The following is a 25,931-nucleotide window of genomic DNA, read 5'->3' as shown; positions in this document are numbered from 1 at the left end:
TCTATTGCATCAACGCGCTGGCGGGCACCAGTTCGATGCCCTTGGCATCGAGTTCGGCCGACCATTCAGAGATCGTCTGAATGGAAATGGGCAATGCGCTGACAATACCGATTGCACTGCCATGTTCCAGTGCTTCCGTTTCAAGGCTGGCGAGCGTGGAGAGAATGGATGCACGCGCGGGGTTGGCGTCCACCAATATCCGAGCCCGCGCATAGGGCACCTCATTGGATCCTGCCAGCTGCTGAGACACCGATCGGTTCGAGGATCCATCGTCGATATAGCCCAGGCCGCGTGCGCCGAGCTCTTCCATGATCGGGTTGAAATCTGCCGCCGAGGCGGTGAAGCGGGCGCCCATATTATTGATGACACCGAAATAGCCGCCAAATCGGGCCATGAGCCAGAAGAGCTTATCGAGATTTTGCCGCGGCGGTTCCCCGGTAAGGAGGGTGTGCGGACCCGGATCGTTTTGAGGGTAGTCAAAGGGTTCAAGCGGCACTTCGAGCATGACCTCGTGACCGCCGCCACGAGCCACTCCGACCGTCTTTTCCAAGGCTTTGCCGTATGGAGCGAAGGCCAGAGTGACGAGATCGGGCAATTGAGCAATGGCATCGAGCGAGCCCTGTTCGTTGATGCCGAGGCCCGTCACGATCAGCGCGATGCGCGGGCCGGTACCAACAGCACCTGCGGTATAGCGATAGGCGTCGAACGGCCGCTCACCGGCGCCGGACATGCGCGGAATGGGGCCATTGGCAGTTTCTTCCACAAGGTCCGGCACGAGAGCAAGCGAGCCGCCGCTTGCCGTTTCGAGCGGGACGGTAGATGCCTCTTGCGGCATGAGGGCCGGCGCCGTCGTGTTATGCGCCAGGGTCTGGTGCGGATCCGCAGTGATCGTTGCAGGGCCCGTGGCGCTGTTGTCAGCGACGCTGTTGCCCACGCGCGTCTCGACGATCCCTGCTTCCATGCTGGGTCGCCCACCCATCGGGTCCTCGACCAGGATCAGCCGCGCCACCACGCCAATGACGATTATGGCGATCAGACCGAAGAAGATACGGGCAAGAGGAAGATGCGGACGCCCGAGGCGGCTTTGCGCCCGCTGCTTGCGACCGGTCAGGGGCGTTGAAAGGTCATTGGCCATGGCGGCGATCCGGCCCGAACAAGGGGTTCACAAGAAAGGCGCCCCGGCGAATCAGGCCGGAGCGCCTTGAGTTTAGCATGCGTTGGGCTTTACTCGGCCACGGGAGGGAAAGCCTCGTCGGTTTCCTCGCCGGTGATCAGCTTGATCGCATATTGCAGCTGGGCATCTTCGGCGGCTTCCTGGGGCACATAGACCGAAGAGCCGGCTGTGCTTTCTTCCTGACCCTCGATGGTAATGTGACCGGCAAGACCCGCCTCACCCACGATCTCATCGCGGCCCTGGAACTCCTCGGGCACGACCTGACGGATTTCGATGTCGGGGGTGATGCCGAGCGCCTGGATGGAGCGATTATTGGGCGTATAGTAGCGGGCGGTCGTCAGGCGCATGGCGCCGTCGGGGCCAAGCGAGATGATCGACTGCACCGAACCCTTGCCAAAGGAGCGCGTGCCCACAAGGGTGGCGCGCTTGTGATCCTGCAGGGCACCCGCCACGATTTCGGCAGCCGATGCGGAGCCGCCATTGATCAGCACAACCATGGGAACATCGGCAAGCTGCTCGTCGAGCGGATCGGGCTGAGCGTCATACCGTGCGCTTTCGCTTTCGGTGCGGCCGCGGGTCAGCACGACGGCGCCCTGCTTGAGGAAGGCGTCGGCGACAAAGACCGCCTGGTCGACAAGGCCACCAGGGTTGTTGCGCAGGTCGAGCACGATGCCTTCCGGTGCGGCGCCGTCACGCTCTTCGTAGATTTCCTTGATTGCGTTCTCGATGCCGATATAGGCCTGAGCCGAAAAGCGCGAGAGACGCACGATAGCCACGTCGCCTTCCATGCTCCAGCGCACGGCGCGCATGGCGATGGTGTCGCGGGTCAATTCAAAGGTCAGGGGCTGGTCGACGCCCTCGCGTGCAACTGTCACGGTGATGTCGGTGCCGATAGGCCCGCGCATCTTGCCCACGGCTTCATCGAGCGTCAGGCCCTGGATCGAGGCGCCGTCGAGTTCGATGATATAGTCATTGGCCATAATGCCGGCGCGCGCGGCTGGGGTGTCGTCGATCGGCGAGATCACCTTGATCACGCCGTCTTCCATTGTCACCTCGATACCGAGTCCGCCAAACTGGCCGGATGTATCCTGGCGCATTTCGTCGTAATCAGCGGGCGGCAGATAGCCCGAATGCGGATCGAGCGAGGAAAGCATGCCCTGGATCGCAGCGCGGATCAGTTCTTCCTCATCCGGCGGATCAACATATTCGGCGCGGATGCGATCGAAGATCTCGCCGAAAAGGTTGAGATCGGCATAGATTTCAAGGGGGTCGCGGGGCTCCCGGTCGAGCTCTTCCGCCGATGGCTCGGGCTGTTCGCCACTAGGATTGGGCTCTTCCACCGGCGCTTCTGGTGCCGGCTGATCCTGTGCAATCAGCCCGACGGCCGGCACGAGCAGCGCCACACCGAGGACGGCGGCGCGAAAGGTGGTCAAGCGCATATGGATTTATCCCGTCTGTTCGTTCTCTGCCCACCAGCCTTCGGGGTCGATGGGTTCGTTGTTCTGTCGCAGTTCAATATAAAGCGTCGGCTGGGCGTTGCCAGCATTGGTCGTCACCGTCCGTCCAATTGTGCGTGATCCCATCGTGCCGAGCGGCTCGCCCATCAGCACGAACTGACCGATATCGATCGAGATCGTATCAAGCCCGGCGAGGAGTGCAGTATAACCCTGGCCCGTATTGAGAATGACGATCTGGCCGTAATTGAGATAGGGCCCCTTGTAGAGCACCCAGCCATCGGCGGGAGCGACCACCTGGGCATCGGCGCGGGTGACGATCGACTGGCCCTGCGAAATGCCGCCAAAGCCGTCACCGGCGCCGAATTGCACCACGGTCACACCATTGGCGGGTTGGGCAAGATAGCCCTGGGCTAACTGAAAGGGCACGGCCGGCTCTGTGCGGGCAGTGTTGGCAAAGGCCAGCGCAATGGCCTCTGCGGACAGCTGCGGCAGGTCCGGGTCAACCGGCGCGGTGGGCGATGTAGTCTGGTTGGCCCGGGCCGAAAGGGCGGCAATCAGCTCGCGCAGGGTGCTGGCGCGTTCGGCAAGGTCAACGGCCGCCTGCTCCTCGGCGGAAAGTGCCGCTCCCGCGGTTTCGATTCCCTGCTTGCGCGCCGCGATCAAGGTGGCGATGCGCAATTGCTCTTCCTCGAGCACGGCATAGTTGGCCTTGAGCGTTGCCTCTTCGGCAAGCGCCTGATCCTTGATGAGCATCAGTGCCTTGAGATCGGCGGCGACGGCATCGGCCCGGGCGCGCAGCTGCGGCACGATGGCGGCAATCAGCATGGCGCCACGTGCCGAACCCAGAGCATCGGTGGGATCAACGATCAGAGCCGGGGGTGGATTGAGCGAAATACGCTCGAGCGCTGCGAGAACGTTGGCGATCTCGGCATCGGCGCCATCGAGCCGTCCGCGCACGTCGAGTTCGTCAACGATCAGGTTGGACAGGCGCTCTTCCACATCGGCGACTTCAATTTCGGCGAGCTTGACGCGTTGTCCGGCGGCGATCAGGGCAGCGTTCTGCCGCGTGCGATCGCCCTCCATCTCGGCGATCTCGGCCTTGAGCGCGTCGATGCGCTCGCGGCTGAGCTCGAGCGAGGCTTCGACTTCGGCGAGATCGGCGGCGCGGCTTTCGGCAGAAGCCGGCTCGTCTGCGGTGGCCTCACTGGTCTGTGGAGAGGTGGCCGGCTCGGTGGGCTCAGCAGCAGGGGCAGCCGGTTCGGACGCGCTTGTCGGGGTTTCAGCAGGTGCCTGGGCCTCGGTCTGAGCCAAGAGCGGCAAGACGAGAGCTCCTGTCAGCACAAGGCCGCCAAGCATGGCTCTGACAGTGCTGTCCAGCCCAAGCGGCATGGCAACTCCCCAATGCTGGCGCCACCACGGCGGGGTCGCCCGAATCACTGTTCGCGAGATTAGCAAGCGGGTGGAAAACCACAGGTTAACAGTGCTTAACCATGTTTGCCGCAAAGCCTCCGTGGCTCACCTAGAGTCGGGAAACGCTGAAATTGTGGCAGACCATGTCAATCGCCGCGGTGATAAGGGTGACCCGAGAGAATGGTTGTGGCGCGATAGAGCTGTTCGGCCAGCATGATGCGCACCAGTTGATGGGGCCAGACCATGGGCGAAAAACTCAAGGCCAGGTCGGCGCTGCGCACGAAATCGGGATCGATGCCATCGGCTCCCCCGATGACGAAGGAGACCGCCGGCCGCCCATCGTCACGCCAACGCGCGATGGTCTGGGCAAAGGCGTCCGAACCGATCCCCTTGCCGCGCTCGTCGAGCATGACGAGAACGCCGTCCGGCAAGGCTGCGCGGAGGCCCTTGGCTTCCTCGACCTTACGCGCCGCGGCGGAGCCGGCACGCGATTCACTGAGTTCAGAAACATCAAAGCCGGTCAGGGCGAGCGGTTTGCCGCTCTGCTGGGCACGTTCGAGATAGCGGGACACAAGCTCGCGCTCGGGGCCGGACTTCATCCGGCCCACGGCGGCTATGGCTATGCGCATAGGCTTATTCCAGCGGGCGCTCGATCAGTGGGCGTCGGCCGCGAAATCGGCCTGCCACATCTTTTCGATGTTGTAGAACTCGCGCACTTCGGGGCGGAAGATGTGGACGATCACATCGCCGGTATCGACCAGGACCCAGTCGCAATGGGGCAGGCCTTCGACCCGCGGCTTGCCGAAGCCGTTGTCGCGCAAGGCGCTGATGATCTGGTCGGCCACCGCGCCCACATGGCGCTGGGAACGGCCCGAGGTGACGATCATGTGATCGGCGAGCGAGGACTTGCCGGTGATGTCGACCGAGACGGTTTCCTCGGCCTTGGCATCATCGAGCGTGTTGAGAATGAGGTCGACGACGGAAAGAGCAGGAGTGGCCACTGGGGCATCCTTGGTCGTCACGGTGTTGTTGGGCGTGGCCATCAGAAACGGCCTTCCGCCCATGCGTGTGCATGGGTCATGCGTTGGATCAGCATCCTTGGTTGTTGATCGGAATATTTCAGCGTCTTGGCAAACGGCAAGCCGTCAGTTCCTGTTCAAGACAACGATCATTCCGCCCAATATGCGCTTTTGGAGTCTTTTTCGCAAGATCAGGGCTCAATTCTTCCGTTCCGCGCGAATGGCGCTCGAAGACAGGCTCGATTGGCGTCCGTGCAGATAGACCCAGGCAGGCGGGCGCAGCCCGGCAAGCGTCGGGGCGTCCTCCCCGTCGATCCGCCCGGGCGCAAGGGCCAGCGCGGCACGCGAAGCCAAGGCGCGTCGCGACGATCCGGGCCTTGCATAGACCGCGATCGGCATGAGGCGCGCGATGTCGTGCCAGCGCTCCCAGCGGTGAAAATCGGCCAGGCTATCGGCCCCCATGATCCAGACGAAGCGCCGGTCGGGCAGGGTGGTCTTGAGAAAAGCAAGCGTCTGCCAGGTAAAGCGAAAGTTTTTTTCGTCCTCGAACCCCGTAACCTTGATACGCGGATTCTTGATCATCTCCCTGGCATTCAGAACACGCTCGGAGAGCGGCGCCAGCTCGGCGTGGCTTTTCAGCGGGTTGCCTGGAGTTACCAGCACCCAGAGTGCATCGAGTTCCAGGCGGCGCAGCGTCTCCTCCATCACCAGCACGTGGCCCTGGTGGATGGGATTGAAGCTGCCGCCAAACAGGCCAATTCGCATGCCTGCGGCCGAATGCGGCAGGCTGGTCACGCCGGAAATGCGGGCGATTGCAGTCACTCTTCACCTCTCCCTTTGGGGGAGAGGTAGCCGCGACGCGGCGGGTGAGGGGGCCTAGTTGGTGCCAAAGTTCTACTTAAGGCCCCCTCACCCCTCCCTCTCCCCCAGAGGGAGAGGGGGCGCAAGAGCCTAGGCATCAAAGAATGGCCGCTTCTCATCACGCCCGCAACTGCCCGTCGCCGCGCACGCGATATTTGAAACTCGTCAGCTGCTCCACTCCCACCGGCCCGCGGGCGTGCATCTTGCCCGTCGCAATCCCGATTTCGCCGCCAAACCCGAATTCACCGCCATCGGCAAACTGGGTCGAGGCATTGTGCATCAGGATGGCGCTGTCGATTTCGTTGAAGAATTTTTCGACCGCTGCCGGGTCCTCGGCGATGATCGCCTCGGTGTGGTGGCTCGAATAGTGTTCGATATGGGCGATCGCCGCTTCAAGGCTTTCGACGACCCTGACCGAGATGATCGCGTCTTCGTATTCGGTCTTCCAGTCTTCTTCCGTCGCCGGCTTTGCTTCCACAATCAAGGACTGCACCATCGCATCGCCTCGGATTTCGCAGCCCTTGGCCAGAAGCGCATCGATGATGGGCTTGAGGTGCGTCGGCACGACATCTTTGTGCACGAGCAGCGTTTCGGCTGCTCCGCAAATGCCGGTGCGCCGCATCTTGGCGTTGAGCGTCACGGAAACGGCCTTATCGAGATCGGCGGAGCGGTCGATATAGACATGCACCAGCCCTTCGAGATGGGCAAAGACCGGCACCCGCGCTTCGGACTGGACGCGCGCCACCAGCGACTTGCCGCCGCGCGGGACGATCACGTCAATTGCGCCATCGAGCCCGCCGAGCATTTCCCCGACTGCGGCGCGGTCGGTCGTTGGGACCAGTTGCACGCCATCCTCGGGCAGGCCGGCCTGCTTGAGCCCAAGCCGCAGGCACTCGACCAGCGCGCGCGAGGAATAGACGCTGTCGCTCCCGCCACGCAAGATAACCGCGTTGCCGGACTTGAGGCACAATGCACCGGCATCTGCCGTCACATTGGGCCGGCTTTCATAAATGACGCCGATGACCCCGAGCGGGGTGCGCACGCGCTCGATATGCAGCCCATTGGGCCGGTCCCATTCGCTGATGATCGCCCCGACCGGATCGGGCAGTTCGGCAATGGCGCGCAGGGCATCGACAATGGCGTCGAGCCGTCCGTCGGTCAGCAGCAACCGGTCCTGAAAGGCTTTTGTCATGCCCTTTTGGACGGCGTTGTCCATGTCGAGCGCATTGGCGTCAAGAATCTGGGCCTTGCGCATGCGCACCGCCTCGGCCGCCCCGATCAGCGCCGCGTGCTTGCGCTCGGCGCTTGCCGTGGCAAGTTTGGATGAAGCAGCCTTGGCCCGCCGCCCGAGGTCGAGCATGATGGTGGCCAGATCCGTTGAAGTCACGTCAGCTGCGATCATAGGCCCATTCCTCCATTGCCCCGGTCAGCACCAGATTGTCCCGGTGGATCATTTCGCTCCGATTGCCGCTGCCGAGCAGTTCCACCATCGAGTTGCTGCGCTTGCCCATGACGAGCCGGGCATCCTCGCTATCGAGCCCGGCAAGGCCCCGGGCAATTTCCCGCCCATCGGGATCGAGCACCGCCAGTGTATCGCCGCGCTCGAACGCGCCGGTAATTCTGGTGATCCCGATCGGCAGGAGCGAGCGCCCGTTCTTGAGCGCGCCCGCCGCGCCGGCATCGACCTGCAATGTTCCAGCGACGTTCAACGTGCCCATGATCCAACGTTTTCGCGCCTGGGCCCGCGAACGGGCCGGGTGAAAAAGCGTATGCCGTCCGCCTTCGGTCAGGGCTTGCAGAGGATGGTTCTCCGTGCCCTTGGCGATGATCATCGCTGTGCCGGCAAGGGTTGCGATCTTGCCCGCTTCTACCTTGGTCGTCATGCCGCCGCGTGAAAGGTGGCTCGCCGCGCCGCCGGCCATGGCTTCGATCGCCGGGGTGATCGCTTCGACAACGGGAATATGGGTTGCGTCCGGGTCCCTGGCGGGAGGCGCGGTATAGAGCCCGTCGATATCGGACAGCAGCACCAGGCAATCGGCTTCGATCATGGTGGCGACGCGCGCCGAGAGCCGGTCATTGTCGCCATAGCGGATTTCGGCAGTGGCGACGCTGTCGTTTTCGTTGAAGATCGGGATGGCGCCGAGCCCGAGCAGGGTCGTGACCGTCGTGCGCGCATTGAGATAATAACGACGCTCTTCGGTGATGTTGGGCGTGATCAGGATCTGCCCGGTGACGATTCCATGCCGCCCCAGCGCCTCGGCCCAAGCCTGCGACAGGGCAATCTGCCCCGCACTTGCCGCCGCTTGCGATTGTTCGAGCGTCAGCGACACCGCAGACAGCCCCAGCAGCCCCCGCCCAAGCGCAATGGCGCCCGAGGACACGACGACGATGTCGCGCCCCTCGGCTTTCAACGCGGCAATGTCGGCTGCCAGATCGTCGAGCCAGGATTTTCTGAGCTTGCCGGCTTTATCGACCAGCAGCGCCGAGCCGATCTTGATGGTGATGCGGCGATAGGGGGCAAGTGCGTTGGTCAAAGGGAGGCATCCCCCTCACCGACCCGGCCGTAGGCCAGGCCACCTCTCCCCGAGAGGGAGAGGAACAGGGAGTGGAGTTTGCCGCCATTCTTCTCCCTCTCGGGGAGAAGGTGGCGCGTAGCGCCGGATGAGGGGGAGATCAAGGCGTCCATTTTTCTTCCGTCTTGGGCGCATGGAGGGCCGCTTCTTCCGCCCGGCTCTCGTCGATCACCGCAAGCACGGAATAGAGCACTTTTTCGACGCCCTCGCCGGTCGCGCCGGAAATGGCGTGAACTTCAGCCTTGCTGGCCTTCTTGAGCGCCTTCACCTTATCCTTCAACTCTTCTGGCGAAAGCGCGTCGACCTTGTTGAGCACGACGATTTCAGGCTTATTCGCCAGCACATCGGCATAGGCGCCCAGTTCGTAGCGCACCGCCTCGTAGACATGGGCCACGTCCTCATTGGTCCCATCGATCAGGTGAATCAGCACGCCGCAGCGCTCGATATGGCCCAGGAACCGGTCGCCGATACCGATGCCTTCGCTCGCCCCTTCGATGAGGCCCGGAATGTCAGCCAGCACGAATTCACGTTCGCCCGCTTTGACGACACCGAGATTGGGGTGAAGGGTCGTGAATGGATAATCGGCGATTTTCGGCTTGGCCGCCGAAACCGCTGCCAGAAATGTCGACTTGCCGGCATTGGGCTGGCCGACAAGACCGGCATCGGCGATCAGCTTCAACCGCAGCCAGATGCCTTTTTCCATGCCTGGCTGGCCGGGATTGGCATGGCGCGGCGCCTGGTTCGAGGAGGTCTTGAAATAGGCATTGCCGAACCCGCCATTGCCGCCCTTGAGCAGGACCACCCGCTGGCCGATCTCGGTGAAATCGGCGATCAGGGTTTCCTGGTCTTCCTCAAAGATCTGGGTGCCCTTGGGCACGCGCAGCACGATGTCTTCGCCATTGGCGCCAGCCCGGTTCTTGCCCATGCCGTGAATGCCGGTCGGCGCACGGAAGTGTTGCTGATAGCGGAAGTCGATCAGCGTGTTGAGCCCTTCGGCGCAGACCGCCACGACATCGCCGCCGCGCCCGCCATTGCCGCCATCGGGACCGCCGAACTCGATGAATTTTTCACGGTGAAAGCTGACAGCGCCACCGCCGCCGTCACCGGACTTGATATAGACCTTGGCCTGATCGAGAAATTTCATGTGCGTCGTGCCTTCCAGACGCCAAGCGTCAATTGTGTGTCGATATGCTCCACCTCGGCGTCGCGCGCAAGGCAGAGCAACCAGCTTCGTCCGGTTTGCGTAAATCCGAGCTTGTGCTGGATCGCGAGCGAAGCGTGGTTGAAATGAAAAACGCCCGAATAAACTACCGGCGCCTTGCTGGCCTCGAAAAACCAGTCAAGCGCTGTCGCGGCCGCCTCGGTCATGATGCCCTGACCCCAAAAGGGTTTTCCCAGCCAATAGCCGATGATGGGCCCATCTGGTCCGGGATGAAACCCGACATGGCCCACATAGCCGCGCCCCTTGAGCTCGATGGTGAAATTGGCGTCCTCGACAGCCATGTCGGTGTGTCGGGTCCTGAGCCAGGCCTCGGCATCGGCAAGGGTATAGGGGAAGGGCACGCGCGCGAGATTTCCCGCCACCTCGAAGTCATTGAGATATCGCGCGATGGCACTTGCATCCTGCGGACGTGGCGCCCGCAGGATCAGGCGGTCCGTTTCGATGATGGGCAGCATCATGGCACCGCCTCGGGCGCGATCATCGGTGCGCTCCCCTGACGCTCGCCAACGCCGACCCAACTCGCCGCACTCCTGTCGGCTTTGCGGGCCTGCCAGTCCGTCCGGCTCAGTGCGGTCGTGACGTGCTCGACATTATGCTGCAGCGCCTGGGAAAAGCGCAGCTCCTTTCCCGTTGCGACAAAGCCGAGCCGCGCCTTGAGCCGGAGCGAAGCCAAATTGTTGCGGTGAGCGCTCGAACGAATTGTCTCCTGGCGCGTGCCATCGAAATGCCAGTCGATCAGGGCGCTCGCCGCCTCGGTCGCATATCCTCTGTGCCAATGGGGCCGGGCAATCCAGAAGCCGAGTTCGCTCGCCAGCATCACGCAGCCGATCAGGCCCTTGCGCTTGTGCTCGACGATGAAGAGTGCCTTTTCGGGCCTCGCCTCCGGCGCCGCGCGCAAAAAATCCTGCGCCATCGAGAGCGTGAACGGCCACGGCACGGGCGTCAGCCACCGGGCAACCGCAAATTCGCTGATGCCCAGCGTATAGCAGGGCGCATCCTCGAGACGCGGCGCGCGCATAATCAGTCTTTCGGTTTCGAGAACGGTCATCTCTTCTCGAACTCCAGCCGCATGAACATGACCCTCTGGCCCTCAAGCGTGCCTTTTTCGTCCGTACCTTCCCCGATTTCCCGGAACCCCAGTTTTTCGAGCACTTTTCGCGACTTGGTGTTGACCAGAAGCGCACGCGATCGCAGCCCTTGGGCCCCTCCTGCGCGCGCTGCCGCAACCATCGCTTCACCCGCTTCGGTAGCAAAACCCTGCCCCCAGAACGGCTCGCCCAGCCAATAGCCAAGCTCGGGCAGTGCCTCAGCCTCCATGCGCAGACCGATGATCCCGATCAGCTTTTCACCCGCTTTGATAGCAAAGCATTTTTCCTCGGGGCTCGGCACGACCTCTTCAATGAAAAAGCGCGCATCGTCCTCGGTATAGGGAAAGGGCAGACGGGACATAACCCTATGTACGCGCTCGTTATTTGCCAGTTTCGCAATGTCCGGAGCATGCGCCATGATCGGCTCGACAAGCGTCAGGCGCGCGGTGGTCAGCGTCGTGGGCAGGCGGTCCTTGAGGGCGGTCATCGTGGTGCTCCAGAATACGAAAAGGGGAACCGGCTGACCGGTTCCCCTCTCAAGCTCTGGTGTGTTGCCAAACGCTGCCGGGGAACTGGTCACCGGCGGGTTTGTCAAGCCTGCCGGGTTATTCGGCGGCCTCTGCCGGGATGACAGACACGTGTACTTTATTGTTCGCGCGGGTGCGGAACGCGACGCTGCCATCGACCAGAGCATAGATCGTGTGATCCTTGCCCAGGCCAACACCGGTGCCGACAGCCCACTTGGTGCCGCGCTGACGAATGATGATGTTGCCGGCGACGACGGCTTCGCCGCCGAACTTCTTCACGCCGAGACGACGGCCAGCGGTATCACGACCGTTGCGGGATGAACCGCCTGCTTTCTTATGTGCCATGGTCTAGCTTCCTCTTATTCCTGATCGGCCTTGGGAGCGGCCTTTTTGGCCGGGGCCTTCTTTGCCGGCTTTTCAGCCGCTTCGCCTTCGGCAGCAGCCTTCTTGGGCGCAGCCTTCTTCGGCGCGGCCTTGGCCTCGGTTGCCTCGGCAGCATCTGCCTTTGGCGCAGCCTTCTTGGCCGGAGCCTTTTCAGTCACGGCATCCGTCGTGTCTGCCTTGGCGGCAGCCTGGATCGTCGGCTTGGCGCCGCCGGTCAGGATTTCGGTGATGCGGACCGTGGTCAACAGCTGGCGGTGACCGTTGCGGCGACGCGAATTGTGACGACGACGCTTCTTGAAGATGATGACGGTCTTCTGCTTCTTGGTCTCGACGAGCTCGGCCGCAACCAGGGCGCCTTCCACCAACGGCGCGCCGATGGTGTCGCCAACCATCAGGACTTCGTCGAAGGTGACGATGTCGCCAACTTCAGCGTCGAGCTTTTCGATCTTGAGGACGTCATTGGCAGCAACCTTGTACTGCTTGCCGCCCGTCTTGATGACTGCAAAAGTCATATGCACAACCGAACGGAGTAAGCGCCCGGTCCCTTTTCTGTCGCGCCCTGCGGCACCGCGGCTCTCATGCCTGCCTGCGGTTTTTACGGATGTAGGCCAAGGTTTTGGCCGGCAGCCTCGAGCAGCGTTTTCAAACAAAACCAGCGCACCGGTCGGGACCAGTGCGCATTGGATCGGGCGCTTATCGGGAAAAAGGGGGAAAGAGTCAAGCGCCATCGCGGTTGTCGAGGGCGCCTGCAACGCTTAGCTTTGGCCGTTCGGATACCAGTTCCGCAAGCGCACTTCGGTATGCTCGCCGATCCCGGTTTCAAGCACCGACAGGTCGCTCTCTCCATAGTGATACGGATAAAGGATCGCGGGTTTGAAGGAATTGACCGCCTCGACGGCCTGATCGGGCGTCATCGTATAGGGCAGGTTCATGGGCAGGAACGCAACGTCGATGTCGCTCAGCGCCAGCATATCCTCGGTCGGCTCGGTGTCGCCCGCCACATAGACCTCGATGTCGCCAAAGCTCAGGACATAACCATTGCCAACACCCACCGGGTGATAGTTCATCCGGTCTTCCGTCGTGTTGTGCGCGGCAATGACCCGGAGCGGTATGCCATCGATCTCGCCGCTCTCGCCATTGGCAAGGGAAGTTGCATTAGCCTTGAAGCTTTCAGGCAGCTTGTCGAACACATCGCCATTGGTCACGAGCGGAAGAGAACCCGCGACGGCCTCGAGGGTCGGCACGTCGAAATGGTCGCCGTGACCGTGGGTAATCAGGATCGCCGTTGCGGGGGGCAAACCTTGATAGAGCGCGGCCCCGCCGACCGGGTCGACATAGATGACCTTGCCGTTCCATTCGAGCACAAGACTTGCATGGTCAACGGGATGAATGACGAGGTCGCCCTCGCTCGTGGAGATCGTATCGGCCATGGGAGCGTCCTGGGCAAAGCTGGTGCCGGCAAGATTGCCGACGATGCCAGCCAAAGGCAAGCCGGCCAAGCCAGCTACGATGGTGCGTCGCGTAACCATAAGTCTTTCCCTCTAGAGTTGTGATGATCGCTCCACCCTAACGCCGCTGTGCAACGCAGGGATGGGTGCGCACGAAGTTGTGAGGATGCGCGTGCGGCGCCGATTTATGTGTGGCACTGAAGTAAATGGGGTGTTGCAGCCCTCGCTCCTCTATGCCATAAGCCGCCCCGTATCGACCGGCCGGAACGTAGCCCGTTCCTTTTCGATCTCGCGGAGAGATGGCAGAGCGGTTGAATGCACCGCACTCGAAATGCGGCATAGGGGCAACTCTATCGGGGGTTCGAATCCCTCTCTCTCCGCCACTTATCAGTCATCGAGACAGCTGGAGCTGCCACCGCATCGGGAGCGGATTTGTCATGGCGTCGCGTTGCATCGCCTTTCCAAGGGGCTGGAGGCTAAGCCGTGTCCGTCTAGACGGCTCATGACTGCTTTTCCCGTGCTCTAGACGCGGACTTCATCGCCACCGCGTTCGCGCGTGGAATGAACCATCCAGAACAAGAAAAAATAGAAGCTTGCGACGGCAATAAAGGTGAACCAGCCGGGCACCGGGCCGGTCGATGCCTGTTCGATGAAGACGGCTAGGGGCCGTTGCGGATCGAGATGAACGCCGGACTGCAGATCCGGAGAGGCGATTTTGAGAAGCCAAGCCAGGAGCAGGATCAGAAACATCCAGATGTAGTTGCGGCGAAGTCGCCTTCCCAAGGCGCGCTGAAAGGTAATGCGAAATTTCGGGTGGCGCAGGTCCTGCGCCAGCACCAGGAGCCATGGCTCGGGACCGCCCTGTTGTTCGGGGCCGAAGAATTGCCCGAAATAGTGCCGTTCGAACTGCCGCACGCGCATGCGGTAGACATCGAAAAAGCGGTACCGCCGCGCCTCGACGCCAAGAAGCAATGTGACGATGACCATGGCAAAGAGGACGAGTCCGTGGTGGGCCGTGGGCGTAGAGAGCGTCACCGATAACATGGCGGCGACGACGGTGATCGCCCAGTTGGTCGTCAGATCAAGTCGCGAGCGCCACGCGTTGAGCCGGCCCATCTCGGCACGATAATAGTGGATCATCGCATTGGTCGCCTCCGCGGGTGTCGTGGGCAGGGAGGCGGGCGGAAGAGGATCAGGTTCGCTCATTTTTCGCTCGGGGCAGCAGTCGTCCTTGCTTAACGCAGCAAGGGGCCAAAGAGCCCAGCATCGGAACGGCGAGAGAACAAGCAGGTGGCAGAGAGCGGCAACCCCGGTGGCGTCGAGCGCCAGACCGGCATGCCTGGCCCATCCGTGTGCGGGCGGCGGACGAACGCTCAATGTCTCGCCCAAGGTAATCTTTACTTCCTTTGGCGACGAGCGGATCCTGATCGCCGATATCGTCTCGCCACAAAGCATCTGCAATGTGGGGGGATATTCAGCGGTTTGCGTCAGCTTCGTTGATGTCTTTCGCGAGCACGGGGTCAAGCTCAAAGGCCATGCGAACATCGTCGGGCCGTAGATCATGCTTTGCTGAACTGGCCGCACCGTTGCGCCGCTAGCAAACCAATCCTAGCGGCGGCACTCCTGAGGCGTTAAGCCGAAGCGACGTTTGAAACAGGTGGCGAAATACTGACTTGATGTGAATCCGGCCTCGAGCGCGATGTCGGTGACAGTGGCGGTAGCCCTTTCCGAGAGCCATCTTTTAGCCGCTTCAAGACGGACCATCTGCAAGTATCGCACCGGCGTCATGTTGGTTAGTGCCTGACAATGCTGAGAAAACTGCGTCCGTGACAAGCTGCATTCGGTGGCCATGTTGTCGAGCGTCCATTGCTCGTCGAGCGCATGAGGCAGGCGATCGAGAAAGATCTGCACTGTGCGTTTCGAGCTCGCTAGGTCCTCGTCGAGCACTGGCGACTGATGCTCCAGCTGCTCGGTAAACTGCAGGAGCATCAACGAAATCAGCAGCCGCAGCCGCGTTTCACTGCCGGTGATGTCGTTGCCTGCCACGAGTTCGGCTATATCGTGAAAGCTTCGTGCCACCTCACGACTGGCATTAAGCACATGCTGCTCGTTGCGCGACAGCAGCGTCGTCAGCCGCGCCGTGTCGCGCTCCGGCCAGGCCATCCAGTCGGGCCAAAGCCAATCTTCGTGCGGCCGGCGCACACCGACATCGAAGAGCACCCAAATGATCTGGCTGGCCGAGACATGCGGATCGCCAAACTGGTGCAACTGCCAGGGCCGCACCACGAACATCTGCCCCTCTGTCAATTCGTGCCGCTGCCCGTCAACCTTGAGCACCATCGAGCCGCGCGCCAGGTAAGCTATCTTGACACCCTCGTTGCAATGCTCCTTGAGCCCCCAGTCCTGCGAACGCGCCGCGTCCCAGCCGCCAACCGAAAGCACTTGGGGCAGCGCGTCGCCCAGCGGCTTGCCGGGATATTTGCGCCGCGTCCAGGCATTTAGCGTCACCTTGCCCTCGAGCGCGGCCTGGAAAAGGTCGGCGCAGTTCCCGGCATACATCAGCGCCCCGGGTTCGGTGAATACGGCCGGACGTGACAATGCCTTCTGGCGCGCTTCGGCGTTCATGTGACGGCTTCCCCCCGTGTATAAAATCTACCAGTGATCTTATTCGAACGCGCGGCGCTTTTTCCTGCGCAATGATCGTCACGTCCGCTTCTGGTCTTCAGGCTAGAGAGTTGGATGCCTCTAAGTCAATAAGAGTGGCGAAAAGCGCTGCCATAAAGACTAGAGAGGCAATGGAGGAGTTTGGGTCGACGCCCGCTGCGGCTGCGTTCGATTCTTGCCGAGAGTATCGGTTGCAATGCTTGTTGCACGTACCTCAGGCGGGTCCGGAGCGCCGGATCGAGGGGAGAAAGCATGAAGCTCGGCATCAATCTGCTGTGCCTGACCGATTTCGTGACCGAAGCCCACCTGCCGGCGATCCGGCAGCTCAAGGCACTCGGCTATGACGGCGTGGAAGTGCCGGTGCTGTCGGGCGACACGGGCCACTATGCCTGGCTGGCGCGCGAACTCGACGCCATTGGCCTGGAGCGCTGCACGACCTCCATTGTGCCTAGCCCCGATAGGAGCCCCATCTCAGCCGACGCCGAAACTAGAACGAAAGGCCGCCAGCACCTTGATTGGGCCCTCGATTGCGCCATTGCGCTGGGCGCCCAGAGCGTCGGAGGCCCTATTCACGCTCCGATTGGACACTTCACTGGCGCCGGGCCCACGGAAAGCGAGCTCTCCTACGGCGCCGAGGCGCATCATGCGCTGGCGACCCGCGCCGAGCGCCACGGCATCTATCTCAGCCTTGAACACCTTAACCGCTTCGAGACCTACTTTCTCAACACCACGACCCAGTGCCGCGACTATGCGCGTCGGGTTGATCATCCGGCCTGCCGGATCATGTACGATACCTTTCACGCCAATATCGAGGACCGCGACCAGGTCGAGGCCTACGAGATCGTCGCGCCGCATGTCGGCATCGTCCACATTTCTGAAAACGATCGGGGCATCCCCGGGCGAGGTCACATCGACTTTGCTGCCATAATTGGCGCGGTGCGCCGCTCGGGCTATGATGGCTGGGTAACGCTTGAAGCCTTCGGCGCAGGGCTGCCGGCGATCGCCGCGGCGACGCGCGTGTGGCGCCCGCTGTTTCCGGACTACGATACGCTGTTCGCCGAAAGCGCCGCTTTTATCCGCAGCACCTGGGACGCTGCAGGCCGGGAGCTGGCGGCATGAGCGGCACGCCGGTCATTGAGATGCGCGGCATCACCAAGTCCTTTCCGGGTGTGAAAGCTCTTCGCGGCGTGTCCTTTGCTTGCGGCCGCGGCGAAGTGCATGCGCTCTGTGGGGAGAACGGTGCCGGCAAATCGACGCTGATCAAGATCCTGTCCGGCGTTTATCGGCCGGATGCGGGCGAAGTGCTGATCGATGGCGAAACGAAGCATTTCAGCCACCCGCAGCAGGCGCTCCTCGCTGGCATTTCGGTGATCTACCAGGAGTTCTCCCTGCTGCCCGAGCGCAGCGTGGCGCAAAACCTCTTTCTCGGCCGCGAACCGCTGCGCAATGGCCTCGTCGACAGCAAGGCCATGGTGGCCGAAACGCGTCGCGTGCTGGGACTTTTCGGCGTGCGCCACCGTATCGAGCCCGACACGCTCGTGGCCGATCTCGACGTGGCAAGCCAGCAGATGGTCGAGATCGCCAAGGCCGTGTCGCTCAATGCCAAGGTCATCGTCATGGACGAGCCGACCGCAGCGCTCAACGAGGCCGAATGCGAGGTTCTCTTCACCCTCGTCGAGCAACTGCGCGCCTCGGGCACTGCTATCATCTACATCACCCACCGCATGCGCGAAGTGACGCGCATTGCCGATCGGGTGACGGTGATCAAGGACGGCGAAGTGGCCGGCAGCTTCGACCAAGTGCCGGCACCGGAAGCGGTAGTACGCGCCATGGTGGGCCGCGATATCTCTGAATACTACCCGGAACCTGCCACGCCAGCTGAAATCGGCCGGCCGGTGCTCACCGTCGCCGGTGGCAACAACAGCGCCCTGCGCGACATCAACCTCGAACTGCGCGCCGGCGAAATCGTCGGCTTTGCCGGTCTTCAAGGGGCAGGGCGGACCGCACTCGCTATGGCGCTGTTCGGCGCCAAGTCTTTCGCCACTGGCACAATGACGCTCGACGGCGAGACGGTAAAACTGAACTCGCCCCGCGACGCCATCCGCGCCGGTATCGGCATGTTGCCCGGTGACCGAAAGGCCAGCGCCCTCGTCCTCATGCAATCGGTGCGCGACAACGGTATGCTGACGGCACGCGCCTTCGCCAATCTCTTCGGCACCGCAGATCGCAATCGCTTCACCGATGTCGACGGCATGAACGCCTTGCTCGACCGGATAAAAGTGCGCGCCCCCAGCTACGAGCAGGAAATGCGCTTCCTGTCCGGCGGCAACCAGCAAAAGGCCATTGTGGCTCGCTGGCTGGCGCTCAAGCCCAAGGTGCTGATCTTCATCGAACCCACCCGCGGCATCGATGTCGATGCGAAGGCAAGCATCTACCATCTGATGCGCGATCTCGCACGCGCCGGTACAGCGGTGATGATGGTTTCTTCCGACCTCCCCGAAATTCTTGGCGCCTCCGACCGTATCCTGGTCATGCGCGAAGGTCGCATCGTCGGCGAATTCGGCCGCTCGGCGACGGAAACCGAACTCATGCTCGCCGCCACCGGCGAAACGGATGTCGCGGCATGACCGACGCCTCCTTGCCCACGGCGCCCCGCCGCTTCCGCTTCGATCGCCACGCCTCGACCATTCTGCTCGTCGCGGCAATCCTGATTTATGTCGTCCTCGTCGTTGCCCTAGGCCAGACGCGCTTTCTGACGCTTGAAAACCTCGTCGCCATCCTTGGCCGCTCGATCACTCTTGGCATCACCGCCATCGGCCAGACCTTTGCGATCCTTGTCGCCTCGATCGATCTCAGCGTCGCAAGCCTCATCTCGGCCTCGGCTGTCGTCACATCGGTTGTGATGAATGGGGATCCCGCCATGATGCTTCCGGCTGTTGCAGCCGTCCTGGCGCTGGGTGCTGTGGTCGGCCTCATCAACGGCATCGTCATCGCCAAACTGGAAGTCAATCCGCTGATCGCAACGCTTGGCATGTCGCTGGTCATCCAGGGCGTGCTGTCCTACTACTACAACAACTTCGCCGGCAATGTGCCCGCCGAGTTCCAGATCTTCGCCTACGGTTCCTGGGGCATCGTGCCCTATTCGCTGCTCTTCATGTTCGCTTTGGCGGCGCTCGCCTGGTTCGTCCTGCGCTTCACCCGCTTCGGCTCGGACATCTATTCGGTTGGCGGCAACAAGGACGCCGCGCGCCTTGCCGGCATCAAGACGGCCAATGTCGTCATCGGCGCCCACGTCATCTGCTCGCTTTGTGCGGCAATCGCCGGGATCTACCTCGCCTCGCGCCTCCGCTCGGGCGCGCCCTGGATCGGTGCCGAGGGCGTCTACGATCTTGAATCCATCGCCGTCGTCGTCATCGGCGGCACCGTGCTGGCCGGCGGTCGCGGCGGCATCTGGGGCACCATGGCCGGCGTCATCATCTTCTCGCTGATCGACTCCATCTTCAACGTCGCCAGCGTCGACGCTTTCGTCAAACAAGTGCTGCGCGGCATCATCATCGTCGCCGCCGTCGCCTTCTATGCCGCCCGTTCGCAAAGGCCGGTAGCATGACCGACCAAACCCTCGCTCGCCCCGAAGCCAAAAAGCGCAGCCTGCCACACTTTAACCCAGTCTATGTCCTGGTCGTGGCGCTGATCCTCGCCATCATCGTCATGAACCCGGCCTTCGGCGAGCCGACCGGCTACATGAATTTTCTCAAACGCGTCACCGCGCTGGCGATCCTGTCGGCCGGAGCACTTTACGTCATCGTATCTGGGGGCTTTGACCTATCCGTCGGCTCCATCATGACGTTGACAGTGATCGGCTCGTCGATGCTGGCGAGCAACGATCCCAACTCCACCTATTGGATCATCCCCCTGATGCTGGGGATCGGCGCCGTGGTCGGCTTGGTCAACGGCCTCGTCGTCAGCTATCTGAAGGTTCCCTCTCTGATCGCCACCCTGGGCATGATGATCACGCTCAATGGTGTTGCCTTCATGTGGTCCGGCGGCGCCCCTCGCGGCTATCTGCCGGATACCTTCCGCTTTTTCGGCCGCTACAACATCACGGACGTGCCGGTGATCACGCTGCTGCCCATCGCGGTGATCTGTCTTTTCGGGTTCGGTGCCATTCTCTGGTGGGGCCTTCATCGCACCAATTTTGGCCGCCTGCTGCATGCCGTGGGCGACAATCCGCAGGCCGCGCGGCTGGCTGGCGTGCCGGTCGAGCGCGTGCGCATTTCGGCCTTCGTGGTATCGGCGCTGACCGCTGTTCTGGCCGGCGTCATCCTGGGCGGCCGGGCCGGCGTTTCGGTCGATATCGGCTCCGGCTTCGAGCTTCAGGCCATTACCGCCGCGGTGATCGGCGGCGCGCAGCTCCTGGGCGGCCGCGGCTCGGTTCCCGCAACGATCGCCGGCGCGCTGGCGCTCGAAGCCATCTTTACCCTGCTCAACCTGCTGGGGCTGGCGCAGCCCGTCCGGCTCGTGGTTCAGGGCCTCATTCTCATTGGCGCGGTCGCGCTGGCAACCTATCAGCGCAAGCGGTCGGGCCGATGAACTATAGCGGGCGGTGAGGAGCTGTCCGCTACTGACCTATCACAAGGGAGGAAAGACGTGAACAAGACTGTCATAACCTTTGCCGTGCTCGGTCTCATGACCGGTTCGGCAGCGGCCCAGGCGCCGAATTTCGACGACCCGGCCGAGTTCGACAAACAGCGCGAACAGCTGACGGCCACCTTCAATGGCCCAGCCGACCAGATCTACCGCCAATATGCTGGCAATGAGATGGTGGACACATCAGAATTCGCAACCGACGCGCCGTGGACCGTGTGCTTCTCTAATGCCGGGGTCAACAATCCCTGGCGCGTGGTGGGCTACACCAACATGACCGAGGAGGTGAAACTTCACCCCGAGATCGGCACCTTCACCCATGTCGACGCCGAAGGCTCCGACGACAAGCAGATCGCCGATATCGATGACCTCCTCGCCGGCGGCGACTGCAACATCCTTATCGTGTCGCCCAACTCGACCGCCGCGCTGACCCCGGCCGTCGAAAAGGCATGCGCGGCCGGTCTTCCGGTCATCGTCTTTGACCGTGGCGTGACCACCGATTGCCCGGTGACCTTCGTTCACCCCGTGGGTGGCTACGGCTTCGGTATCCAGGCGGCTGACCACATCATCGCCAATGTGCCCGAAGGCGGAAACGTCTTGATGCTCCGCATCCTGCCCGGTGTCGACGTGCTCGAAACCCGCGCTTCGGGTGCCCGCAACATGTTCGAAGAGGCTGGCCTCACCATTCTCGGTGAAGAATTCACCGATGGCGACAATGCCAAGACCAAGTCGATCGTTGAAGACTACCTGCAGCGCGGCAATATCGATGCCGTCTGGATGGATGCCGGTGCTACCGCCGTTGCCGCCATCGAAGCCTTCGAAGATCAGGGCATGGACATTCCGGTGATCACCGGCGAAGACCAGCAGGATTATCTGCAGAAGTGGCGTGATCTCGGCTTTGCCGGCATCGCCCCGACCTATCCGAGCTATCAGTGGCGCACGGCGATTATCGCTGCCGTTCAGACGCTCAAGGGCGAAGAAGTCCCGGGTCCTGAATGGGTGCTGCCGCAGCCGGCCATCACCCAGGACGTTCTGGACGACTACATCAACGAAAACATGCCGCCGCTCCACTACGCCATGTGCGGCTGCGAAGACATGCCGACCTACCCCGAAGCCTGGGGTGGCAACGAGTAAGTCCTTCCCAACGAGGACGAGGGGCGCCCACCGGGCGCCTCGCTTTTTTGCATGGGGGCCTTTGACTAATAACCCTAGCTGGCGAGAAGCGACGCCGCCACCACCTGACACTGGACCCGGATATCGGGCACGGCTTCGATCTCGAAAAAGCGCCCGCGCGTCAGGGGCCCCACCACACGAACCCGTTGCGAGACTCGGGCGTCGGCGTCGATCAGCGCACAATGGTCGTCAATGGCAAGGCCGATATGCATCTCATCGGCTTGCGCCGCCCCGGTGCGAACCAGATGCTGGATAAGCGGATTGCTGCTGGCGCGTACGTCAACACTGACGCCGCCGCAGTCATAGACGCGTTCGACGTGCATGATTTCCCGCTGATGAGTGCCGCGTGGCCGCAATGTTGCGCGGACAGTGTCGCCCACGCGCTCGATTCCAACGAATTCGGCAGCAACGAGCTTAACCTGCCCCTCGTTGACTGCTTGCGCCAGGCGGGCATGAAGATCAGGCGGCAGCCTGTGGCGGTGAACGTTCCACCACGGTCTAACATGGCGCAGGAATTGACTTTTTTCCCGCTGCGGCCAGCTTTGCCATAGCCGTTGGTTGTAGGGACGGAGGCCATCGACGACACTGCGCCAATCGCCACCACGGGCCTCTGTGTCACGAACAAGATCCCGAAACCATCGTGCGAGATAGGTCAGGCTCCTGCCGAACGGCACGTCGGCTGCATCGATGCTGATCGGCGCTATGTCACGATGCCCGGTGGGCAACAAACCGTTGCGCGACACGACGGTGATGGGCCCACGGTGGTTGGCCTCTGCAAGCGAGATCCAGGCATCCACCATGCTCAGGCCTGAGCCCAGGATCATGACTCGGGCATCCGGATCGAGCGGGGTGTCGCGTTCCGACCCCGATCGCACGGCTATGCCCAGGCCCCGCGCAGCCTGAGTCTCGTGCCCCACCGCCAATGCAGCCCAGCGGCTGAGGATGCTCGACCCGTCGGCAAGAAGAGTTTCAACGCCAGCCGGCATTTCGTTCAGCGCGAGAGCTTCTTCGCTTAAAACGAGCAGCCGGCCCGGCATGCGTGCGCCGGCTTCCCGCAGCACGTCTTCGAGATAGGCCCCATACAAACGCCGGGGCACGAAGACGAAAGCGTTCTCGTGCTTGCCGGGTTCATGCCGCTGCAGCCAACGCCAGAAGTGATGGGGATCGTCGGCGAAGGCGCTCATTCCCCGAGCGGGAACGTTGACGCGGTGGTGACGAAGACGGGCGGAATAGGCGAGCCCTTGGCCGAACCGGCCTTGCTTCTCGATAAGAGTGACCCGCAAGTCGGGGTCATCGGAACGCAGCAGATGGGCAGCAAGCAGAACCCCGCTGGCTCCACCGCCTATAATGGTGATCGATCTGCTGGCAGCGCTCACTTAGTGGTCCTCATTCTGAAAGAAGCTCTGGCAGAGCTTCGGCGCCTCCGAGCGCCGCCATTTGGCTCACACTGGTATCATCCAGTACGTCGGCGATCGCGTTGCGAACGTCCAGCATCAAATGGCGCACCTGACAGGTTTCGACATCGCAGTCGCTGCAGGGCTGATAGCGCGTTGTGTTCGCACAGGGAAAGGGGGAGCGGTCCAGATCGAGCGTGCCCACCGGGTTGGTCGTCGCATCACGGAATGGCTATCTCTCCACGGAGCCGCGCGAGTTCGAAGCGTGTCACGCGCACCCCGACCTCGATCTGCCAGTGTCCAGCCACCGGGATGGCGAAATCGTGGATGGCCCAGATACCATCGGTCTCGACTGCCTCGCGCCTGATCGACTCGATGCCAAGTTGGGAATTGGCGATGATGACCGACACGGCCTGAGCGCCCTTGGGATTGTGCTCCAGATCGAGGATCGTCACCTGGAAGCTAACCGTACCAACGCTTCCGGGATCGATCATGACCATGGCCATGGTGCTTCCATCGATCAGATGCTCCACGATCGGGTCGGCAGCTACGGTAGCTGCCGTCATCGGGGCCAGAGCTCGTGGTGGTGGCGTGAACCGCCAGCCGGCCACCAGAGCCAAGATTAGGACGATGATAAGGAGTTCCACGCCGATAGAGCGCCGCAGGTTTGATTGCGCTGACGTCTCGCCGGAAAGTGCGGGGGCGGTGAGCCAAAGACGATTCCAGAGCGCGAGTCCGAGGAGCGTCGCGACAAGCAGTAGTTTTGCACCCAGAATAAGGCCGTAAGGGCTCCACCACCGTTCACCGGGAGGGCCGAGCTGGATCACCGCCAGTGCCGCGCCGGACAGGACCAGTGGCGCCACTGCGAAAGGTATGATCTTCGAGAAAGCGGCCAGTGACTGGCCGGCGGCGTTGCTGCGATCTCTAAGCAGATGCCACAGCGGCAGCAGCGCCCCGGCCCAAAGCAAGATACCCGCGACATGCAGGAACACTGCCGGACGCGTTAGCCACTGAGGCTCTGCAGCGCTTGCGTGCCCGCTCAGAGCGAGCGACAGTGCAGCGATAGCGGATGCCGCCAGGCCAATATATCCGGCCCAGGGCGCTGTGCTGACCAGCGCGTAGACGGCAAGCAAGAAAGCAAGCGAAGTCGCGATCACCGTTGCGCCGTAAGATGTCGAAAGGCCCGCAGCCCAAGTGTCGGCATCGAACGCAGACGCCATCGTCAGTCCGAGCGCGTCAAGGCCCTGCAAAAGAAGGGTCGTGGGAGCGATCACCGCGCCAGCGATCGCAAGGGTCAATGCTGCAAACCCTGCCCTGACCGGCAGTGGAGCGATCGACTTGAATGCGGCGCCTCCTACGCCAGCAAACAACGCCATGAACAACAAGGCCTTTGTTGCCCATAGAGCGAAGGATACCGCCGGGTCCGAGGCCATCTCCACGGCCGCTGCTCCGGTCACTGCGCCAACAGAAAAAATGAGTGACCCGCCAATAGGATGGCCATCGGCCGATACGACACGCCAACTCAGTACGTGGGTGCCGTCCGCAATACCGGCCGGTAGGGTGACCGTGGTGGTCGTTCCCCCTGTGGTCTCTTCGGTCAGGTCCCGGGCACCGCCATCAGGCCCGATAAGCCTGATCGTCAACGGGGTGACTGGTTCGTTGAAGTTCAGGTCGATCGCTGCGGGCGCGACCTCCAGCACCACGTCTTCGGATGGCTGGGTCGAGAGCAATTGAGCGTGAGCAAAAGCGGGCGCTATCGCCACAAGCACAAGGCAAAGCACCAGACTGGCGAGCAGCCGGCAGCGGGTCAGTGAACGCATCCCGACCTCCTCTTCCAAAAAAGACGGGGTGCAGCGAACCGCACCCCATAAGGAGGGCTAGTGGCCGCTGACCTTCGCGGGCACCAGTTCAAGGCTTGGTGCGGGCATCTGGGCATTTTTGTCGCCGGTCACATCTATCCAGGCTTCCTCGCCGTTTTCGCATTCCTGGATGGAAGGGAAATAAAACGTGCCTGGCTCAAGGGTGCTGGCGAAGCTGCCACGGAAGACGAACTCATCGTACCAGTCATTCGGCAGATTGCCGCCCGACCAGACGATTTCCTGGACGCCTTCAGTCACTGTCGTGCCGTGATTGTCGTAGCTTTGTTGGTAAGGGCCAGTCACGGTTTCAAGCGTCCAGCCGGCCTTGGGCATGGGCTTGACGTTGTAGAACCCCTCCGGGATCTGCACCCGAACAGTGTGGGTTGCCTCGGTGCCGCAACCATGAGGAACGCGGAGCACGGCTTTGTAGGAGCTACCGATAGCTGCCTGCTGGACTTCCAGGGTCGAGTGGGCGAAGGCGGGGACAATAGCGGCGAGAGGAAGGGTCGCAACGGCAAGGCGAGCGAAAGAGCGTATCATCATGATCTCCAGGGATTGAGTGTCTGATCGGCAGCCGGGAGCCGCCGCAAGAGTTCAGACCGAAACTGGAGGTGCCCGGGGTTGCCCCTGTGAGCGTTCGAGTGCAGCGGAGCCGGGCGTTTGTCGAGCCAGGTAACTGACGAGTGTGGCGACACGCCGGAACTCCAGCGAAAGCACCACAGGATCCACAGCGGTCTCGTTCTTGCCTATCCCCGCAGCAGCACACTTTACAGCGGATCGCTCGTTTTGGTCGCGCGCCAGGGCCGCGCAAACCGAGGCAGTATCGGTCGAGACATAGCCAAGAGCCAAGAGTTGGCGTTGCAGGCCAGCAGCCTGGTGCAGCGGGGCCAAAAGAACAAGCAGGTAGATGGCGAGCACCGCAACAGCGCTTCCGACCTCCCAGACATATGCTCTCGTTCTCGACGCCATGTCGCTCCTCAATGCCTGCCTCGTATCGAAGCATCATCATCCAGGCAAGGTCGACGACGTCGCAG

General features: G+C 62.2%; 28 protein-coding genes and 1 tRNA gene. 7 read left to right on the top strand and 22 right to left on the bottom strand.

Features of this window, described 5'->3' with window-relative positions:
* Nucleotide 1: 1 nt before the first annotated feature.
* The 15 genes from BM364_RS14365 to BM364_RS14295 form a co-directional block, all read right to left on the bottom strand.
* Nucleotides 2-1,135 (bottom strand): divergent polysaccharide deacetylase family protein, encoded by a 1,134-nt coding sequence (locus BM364_RS14365; protein WP_092425764.1) that lies wholly within the window; start codon nt 1,133-1,135, stop codon nt 2-4.
* A gap of 89 nt (nt 1,136-1,224) precedes the next feature.
* Nucleotides 1,225-2,613, bottom strand: a complete 1,389-nt coding sequence (locus BM364_RS14360; protein ID WP_092425762.1) for a S41 family peptidase — start codon at nt 2,611-2,613, stop codon at nt 1,225-1,227.
* A gap of 6 nt (nt 2,614-2,619) precedes the next feature.
* Nucleotides 2,620-4,020 carry a murein hydrolase activator EnvC family protein gene (locus tag BM364_RS14355; RefSeq protein ID WP_092425760.1) on the bottom strand — a complete coding sequence of 467 codons (1,401 nt, stop codon included), beginning with the start codon at nt 4,018-4,020 and terminating at the stop codon, nt 2,620-2,622.
* 167 nt (nt 4,021-4,187) lie between these two features.
* Nucleotides 4,188-4,670, bottom strand: a complete 483-nt coding sequence (gene rlmH, locus BM364_RS14350; protein ID WP_092425758.1) for a 23S rRNA (pseudouridine(1915)-N(3))-methyltransferase RlmH — start codon at nt 4,668-4,670, stop codon at nt 4,188-4,190.
* Between the two features lie 24 nt (nt 4,671-4,694).
* Nucleotides 4,695-5,084 (bottom strand): ribosome silencing factor, encoded by a 390-nt coding sequence (gene rsfS, locus BM364_RS14345; RefSeq protein ID WP_175528621.1) that lies wholly within the window; start codon nt 5,082-5,084, stop codon nt 4,695-4,697.
* A gap of 174 nt (nt 5,085-5,258) precedes the next feature.
* Nucleotides 5,259-5,855, bottom strand: a complete 597-nt coding sequence (locus BM364_RS14340) for a nicotinate-nucleotide adenylyltransferase (protein ID WP_342028861.1) — start codon at nt 5,853-5,855, stop codon at nt 5,259-5,261.
* A 184-nt stretch (nt 5,856-6,039) separates the two neighbouring features.
* A complete protein-coding gene (locus BM364_RS14335; RefSeq protein WP_092425754.1) occupies nt 6,040-7,323 on the bottom strand; it encodes a glutamate-5-semialdehyde dehydrogenase in 1,284 nt (427 codons plus the stop codon).
* Nucleotides 7,310-8,455: a glutamate 5-kinase gene (proB, locus tag BM364_RS14330; protein ID WP_092425752.1), complete on the bottom strand. Its 1,146-nt coding sequence runs from the start codon at nt 8,453-8,455 to the stop codon at nt 7,310-7,312. The genes BM364_RS14335 and proB overlap by 14 nt, the downstream gene beginning before the upstream one ends.
* Before the next feature lie 139 nt (nt 8,456-8,594).
* Nucleotides 8,595-9,638, bottom strand: a complete 1,044-nt coding sequence (gene obgE, locus BM364_RS14325; protein WP_092425751.1) for a GTPase ObgE — start codon at nt 9,636-9,638, stop codon at nt 8,595-8,597.
* Nucleotides 9,635-10,174: a GNAT family N-acetyltransferase gene (locus BM364_RS14320; protein WP_092425749.1), complete on the bottom strand. Its 540-nt coding sequence runs from the start codon at nt 10,172-10,174 to the stop codon at nt 9,635-9,637. The genes obgE and BM364_RS14320 overlap by 4 nt, the downstream gene beginning before the upstream one ends.
* Nucleotides 10,171-10,764, bottom strand: coding sequence for a GNAT family N-acetyltransferase (locus BM364_RS14315; RefSeq protein WP_092425748.1), 594 nt, complete (start codon nt 10,762-10,764; stop codon nt 10,171-10,173). The genes BM364_RS14320 and BM364_RS14315 overlap by 4 nt, the downstream gene beginning before the upstream one ends.
* Nucleotides 10,761-11,291, bottom strand: a complete 531-nt coding sequence (locus BM364_RS14310; RefSeq protein WP_175528620.1) for a GNAT family N-acetyltransferase — start codon at nt 11,289-11,291, stop codon at nt 10,761-10,763. Before BM364_RS14310 ends, BM364_RS14315 begins: the two co-directional genes overlap by 4 nt.
* A 118-nt stretch (nt 11,292-11,409) precedes the next feature.
* Nucleotides 11,410-11,676, bottom strand: a complete 267-nt coding sequence (rpmA, locus tag BM364_RS14305) for a 50S ribosomal protein L27 (RefSeq protein ID WP_092426362.1) — start codon at nt 11,674-11,676, stop codon at nt 11,410-11,412.
* A gap of 14 nt (nt 11,677-11,690) precedes the next feature.
* The gene (gene rplU, locus BM364_RS14300) at nt 11,691-12,227 is read right to left on the bottom strand and encodes a 50S ribosomal protein L21 (protein WP_092425744.1); all 537 of its coding nucleotides are present in this window, start codon (nt 12,225-12,227) and stop codon (nt 11,691-11,693) included.
* A gap of 243 nt (nt 12,228-12,470) precedes the next feature.
* Complete coding sequence (locus tag BM364_RS14295; protein ID WP_092425742.1) at nt 12,471-13,244, bottom strand: MBL fold metallo-hydrolase; 774 nt, start codon at nt 13,242-13,244, stop codon at nt 12,471-12,473.
* 212 nt (nt 13,245-13,456) lie between these two features.
* Between BM364_RS14295 and BM364_RS14290 the strand changes: the two genes are divergently transcribed.
* A tRNA-Ser gene (locus tag BM364_RS14290) sits at nt 13,457-13,546 on the top strand.
* A gap of 139 nt (nt 13,547-13,685) precedes the next feature.
* Here BM364_RS14290 and BM364_RS14285 read toward each other — a convergent pair.
* Nucleotides 13,686-14,369, bottom strand: a complete 684-nt coding sequence (locus tag BM364_RS14285; RefSeq protein WP_092425741.1) for a DUF2270 domain-containing protein — start codon at nt 14,367-14,369, stop codon at nt 13,686-13,688.
* Between the two features lie 106 nt (nt 14,370-14,475).
* On the opposite strand from BM364_RS14285, the gene BM364_RS18235 reads away from it, so the two are divergent.
* The gene (locus BM364_RS18235) at nt 14,476-14,721 is read left to right on the top strand and encodes a hypothetical protein (protein WP_139232598.1); all 246 of its coding nucleotides are present in this window, start codon (nt 14,476-14,478) and stop codon (nt 14,719-14,721) included.
* A 50-nt stretch (nt 14,722-14,771) separates the two neighbouring features.
* Here the strand turns inward: BM364_RS18235 and BM364_RS14280 are convergent, their stop codons facing one another.
* Nucleotides 14,772-15,788 carry a helix-turn-helix transcriptional regulator gene (locus BM364_RS14280; protein WP_092425739.1) on the bottom strand — a complete coding sequence of 339 codons (1,017 nt, stop codon included), beginning with the start codon at nt 15,786-15,788 and terminating at the stop codon, nt 14,772-14,774.
* Between the two features lie 291 nt (nt 15,789-16,079).
* Here BM364_RS14280 and BM364_RS14275 point away from each other — a divergent pair, with 291 nt between their 5' ends.
* The 5 genes from BM364_RS14275 to BM364_RS14255 are packed head-to-tail and all read left to right on the top strand — an operon-like array spanning nt 16,080 to nt 21,605.
* Nucleotides 16,080-16,946 carry a sugar phosphate isomerase/epimerase family protein gene (locus tag BM364_RS14275; protein WP_092425737.1) on the top strand — a complete coding sequence of 289 codons (867 nt, stop codon included), beginning with the start codon at nt 16,080-16,082 and terminating at the stop codon, nt 16,944-16,946.
* Nucleotides 16,943-18,454 carry a sugar ABC transporter ATP-binding protein gene (locus BM364_RS14270; RefSeq protein ID WP_092425736.1) on the top strand — a complete coding sequence of 504 codons (1,512 nt, stop codon included), beginning with the start codon at nt 16,943-16,945 and terminating at the stop codon, nt 18,452-18,454. The genes BM364_RS14275 and BM364_RS14270 overlap by 4 nt, the downstream gene beginning before the upstream one ends.
* Nucleotides 18,451-19,434 carry an ABC transporter permease gene (locus tag BM364_RS14265; RefSeq protein WP_092425734.1) on the top strand — a complete coding sequence of 328 codons (984 nt, stop codon included), beginning with the start codon at nt 18,451-18,453 and terminating at the stop codon, nt 19,432-19,434. Before BM364_RS14270 ends, BM364_RS14265 begins: the two co-directional genes overlap by 4 nt.
* The gene (locus tag BM364_RS14260) at nt 19,431-20,417 is read left to right on the top strand and encodes an ABC transporter permease (protein ID WP_092425733.1); all 987 of its coding nucleotides are present in this window, start codon (nt 19,431-19,433) and stop codon (nt 20,415-20,417) included. The genes BM364_RS14265 and BM364_RS14260 overlap by 4 nt, the downstream gene beginning before the upstream one ends.
* A 57-nt stretch (nt 20,418-20,474) precedes the next feature.
* On the top strand, nt 20,475-21,605 hold the full coding sequence (locus BM364_RS14255; RefSeq protein ID WP_244542893.1) for a substrate-binding domain-containing protein: 1,131 nt from the start codon (nt 20,475-20,477) through the stop codon (nt 21,603-21,605).
* Between the two features lie 74 nt (nt 21,606-21,679).
* On the opposite strand, the gene BM364_RS14250 is transcribed toward BM364_RS14255, so the two are convergent.
* Genes BM364_RS14250 through BM364_RS14230 form a run of 5 tightly spaced genes read right to left on the bottom strand, consistent with a single transcriptional unit; the run spans nt 21,680 to nt 25,866 of the window.
* Nucleotides 21,680-23,020, bottom strand: a complete 1,341-nt coding sequence (locus tag BM364_RS14250; protein WP_092425731.1) for an FAD/NAD(P)-binding protein — start codon at nt 23,018-23,020, stop codon at nt 21,680-21,682.
* A 10-nt stretch (nt 23,021-23,030) separates the two neighbouring features.
* A complete protein-coding gene (locus BM364_RS14245; protein ID WP_092425729.1) occupies nt 23,031-23,243 on the bottom strand; it encodes a hypothetical protein in 213 nt (70 codons plus the stop codon).
* A 16-nt stretch (nt 23,244-23,259) separates the two neighbouring features.
* Nucleotides 23,260-24,858, bottom strand: a complete 1,599-nt coding sequence (locus tag BM364_RS14240; protein WP_092425727.1) for a copper resistance CopC/CopD family protein — start codon at nt 24,856-24,858, stop codon at nt 23,260-23,262.
* Between the two features lie 57 nt (nt 24,859-24,915).
* Nucleotides 24,916-25,437 carry a YcnI family copper-binding membrane protein gene (locus BM364_RS14235; RefSeq protein ID WP_092426358.1) on the bottom strand — a complete coding sequence of 174 codons (522 nt, stop codon included), beginning with the start codon at nt 25,435-25,437 and terminating at the stop codon, nt 24,916-24,918.
* A 54-nt stretch (nt 25,438-25,491) separates the two neighbouring features.
* A complete protein-coding gene (locus BM364_RS14230; RefSeq protein ID WP_092425725.1) occupies nt 25,492-25,866 on the bottom strand; it encodes a hypothetical protein in 375 nt (124 codons plus the stop codon).
* Nucleotides 25,867-25,931 lie beyond the last annotated feature (65 nt).

It is taken from the genome of Devosia crocina, assembly GCF_900116545.1.
GTDB classification, from domain to species: Bacteria; Pseudomonadota; Alphaproteobacteria; order Rhizobiales; family Devosiaceae; genus Devosia; species Devosia crocina.
This window is presented reverse-complemented; position numbering and strand designations above follow the sequence as displayed.

Bases quoted from the DNA above. Each gene is read 5' to 3' on its own strand.
- BM364_RS14275 (WP_092425737.1), top strand. From the start codon at position 16,080: ATGAAGCTCGGCATCAATCTGCTGTGCCTGACCGATTTCGTGACCGAA.
- rlmH (WP_092425758.1), bottom strand. From the start codon at position 4,670: ATGCGCATAGCCATAGCCGCCGTGGGCCGGATGAAGTCCGGCCCCGAG.
- BM364_RS14365 (WP_092425764.1), bottom strand. From the start codon at position 1,135: ATGGCCAATGACCTTTCAACGCCCCTGACCGGTCGCAAGCAGCGGGCG.
- rsfS (WP_175528621.1), bottom strand. From the start codon at position 5,084: ATGGCCACGCCCAACAACACCGTGACGACCAAGGATGCCCCAGTGGCC.
- BM364_RS14265 (WP_092425734.1), top strand. From the start codon at position 18,451: ATGACCGACGCCTCCTTGCCCACGGCGCCCCGCCGCTTCCGCTTCGAT.
- obgE (WP_092425751.1), bottom strand. From the start codon at position 9,638: ATGAAATTTCTCGATCAGGCCAAGGTCTATATCAAGTCCGGTGACGGC.
- BM364_RS14355 (WP_092425760.1), bottom strand. From the start codon at position 4,020: ATGCCGCTTGGGCTGGACAGCACTGTCAGAGCCATGCTTGGCGGCCTT.
- BM364_RS14315 (WP_092425748.1), bottom strand. From the start codon at position 10,764: ATGACCGTTCTCGAAACCGAAAGACTGATTATGCGCGCGCCGCGTCTC.
- BM364_RS14230 (WP_092425725.1), bottom strand. From the start codon at position 25,866: ATGGCGTCGAGAACGAGAGCATATGTCTGGGAGGTCGGAAGCGCTGTT.
- rpmA (WP_092426362.1), bottom strand. From the start codon at position 11,676: ATGGCACATAAGAAAGCAGGCGGTTCATCCCGCAACGGTCGTGATACC.
- BM364_RS14280 (WP_092425739.1), bottom strand. From the start codon at position 15,788: ATGAACGCCGAAGCGCGCCAGAAGGCATTGTCACGTCCGGCCGTATTC.
- BM364_RS14270 (WP_092425736.1), top strand. From the start codon at position 16,943: ATGAGCGGCACGCCGGTCATTGAGATGCGCGGCATCACCAAGTCCTTT.
- BM364_RS14335 (WP_092425754.1), bottom strand. From the start codon at position 7,323: ATGATCGCAGCTGACGTGACTTCAACGGATCTGGCCACCATCATGCTC.
- BM364_RS14310 (WP_175528620.1), bottom strand. From the start codon at position 11,291: ATGACCGCCCTCAAGGACCGCCTGCCCACGACGCTGACCACCGCGCGC.
- BM364_RS14320 (WP_092425749.1), bottom strand. From the start codon at position 10,174: ATGATGCTGCCCATCATCGAAACGGACCGCCTGATCCTGCGGGCGCCA.
- BM364_RS14295 (WP_092425742.1), bottom strand. From the start codon at position 13,244: ATGGTTACGCGACGCACCATCGTAGCTGGCTTGGCCGGCTTGCCTTTG.
- BM364_RS14240 (WP_092425727.1), bottom strand. From the start codon at position 24,858: ATGCGTTCACTGACCCGCTGCCGGCTGCTCGCCAGTCTGGTGCTTTGC.
- BM364_RS14285 (WP_092425741.1), bottom strand. From the start codon at position 14,369: ATGAGCGAACCTGATCCTCTTCCGCCCGCCTCCCTGCCCACGACACCC.
- BM364_RS14235 (WP_092426358.1), bottom strand. From the start codon at position 25,437: ATGATACGCTCTTTCGCTCGCCTTGCCGTTGCGACCCTTCCTCTCGCC.
- BM364_RS14360 (WP_092425762.1), bottom strand. From the start codon at position 2,613: ATGCGCTTGACCACCTTTCGCGCCGCCGTCCTCGGTGTGGCGCTGCTC.
- BM364_RS14260 (WP_092425733.1), top strand. From the start codon at position 19,431: ATGACCGACCAAACCCTCGCTCGCCCCGAAGCCAAAAAGCGCAGCCTG.
- rplU (WP_092425744.1), bottom strand. From the start codon at position 12,227: ATGACTTTTGCAGTCATCAAGACGGGCGGCAAGCAGTACAAGGTTGCT.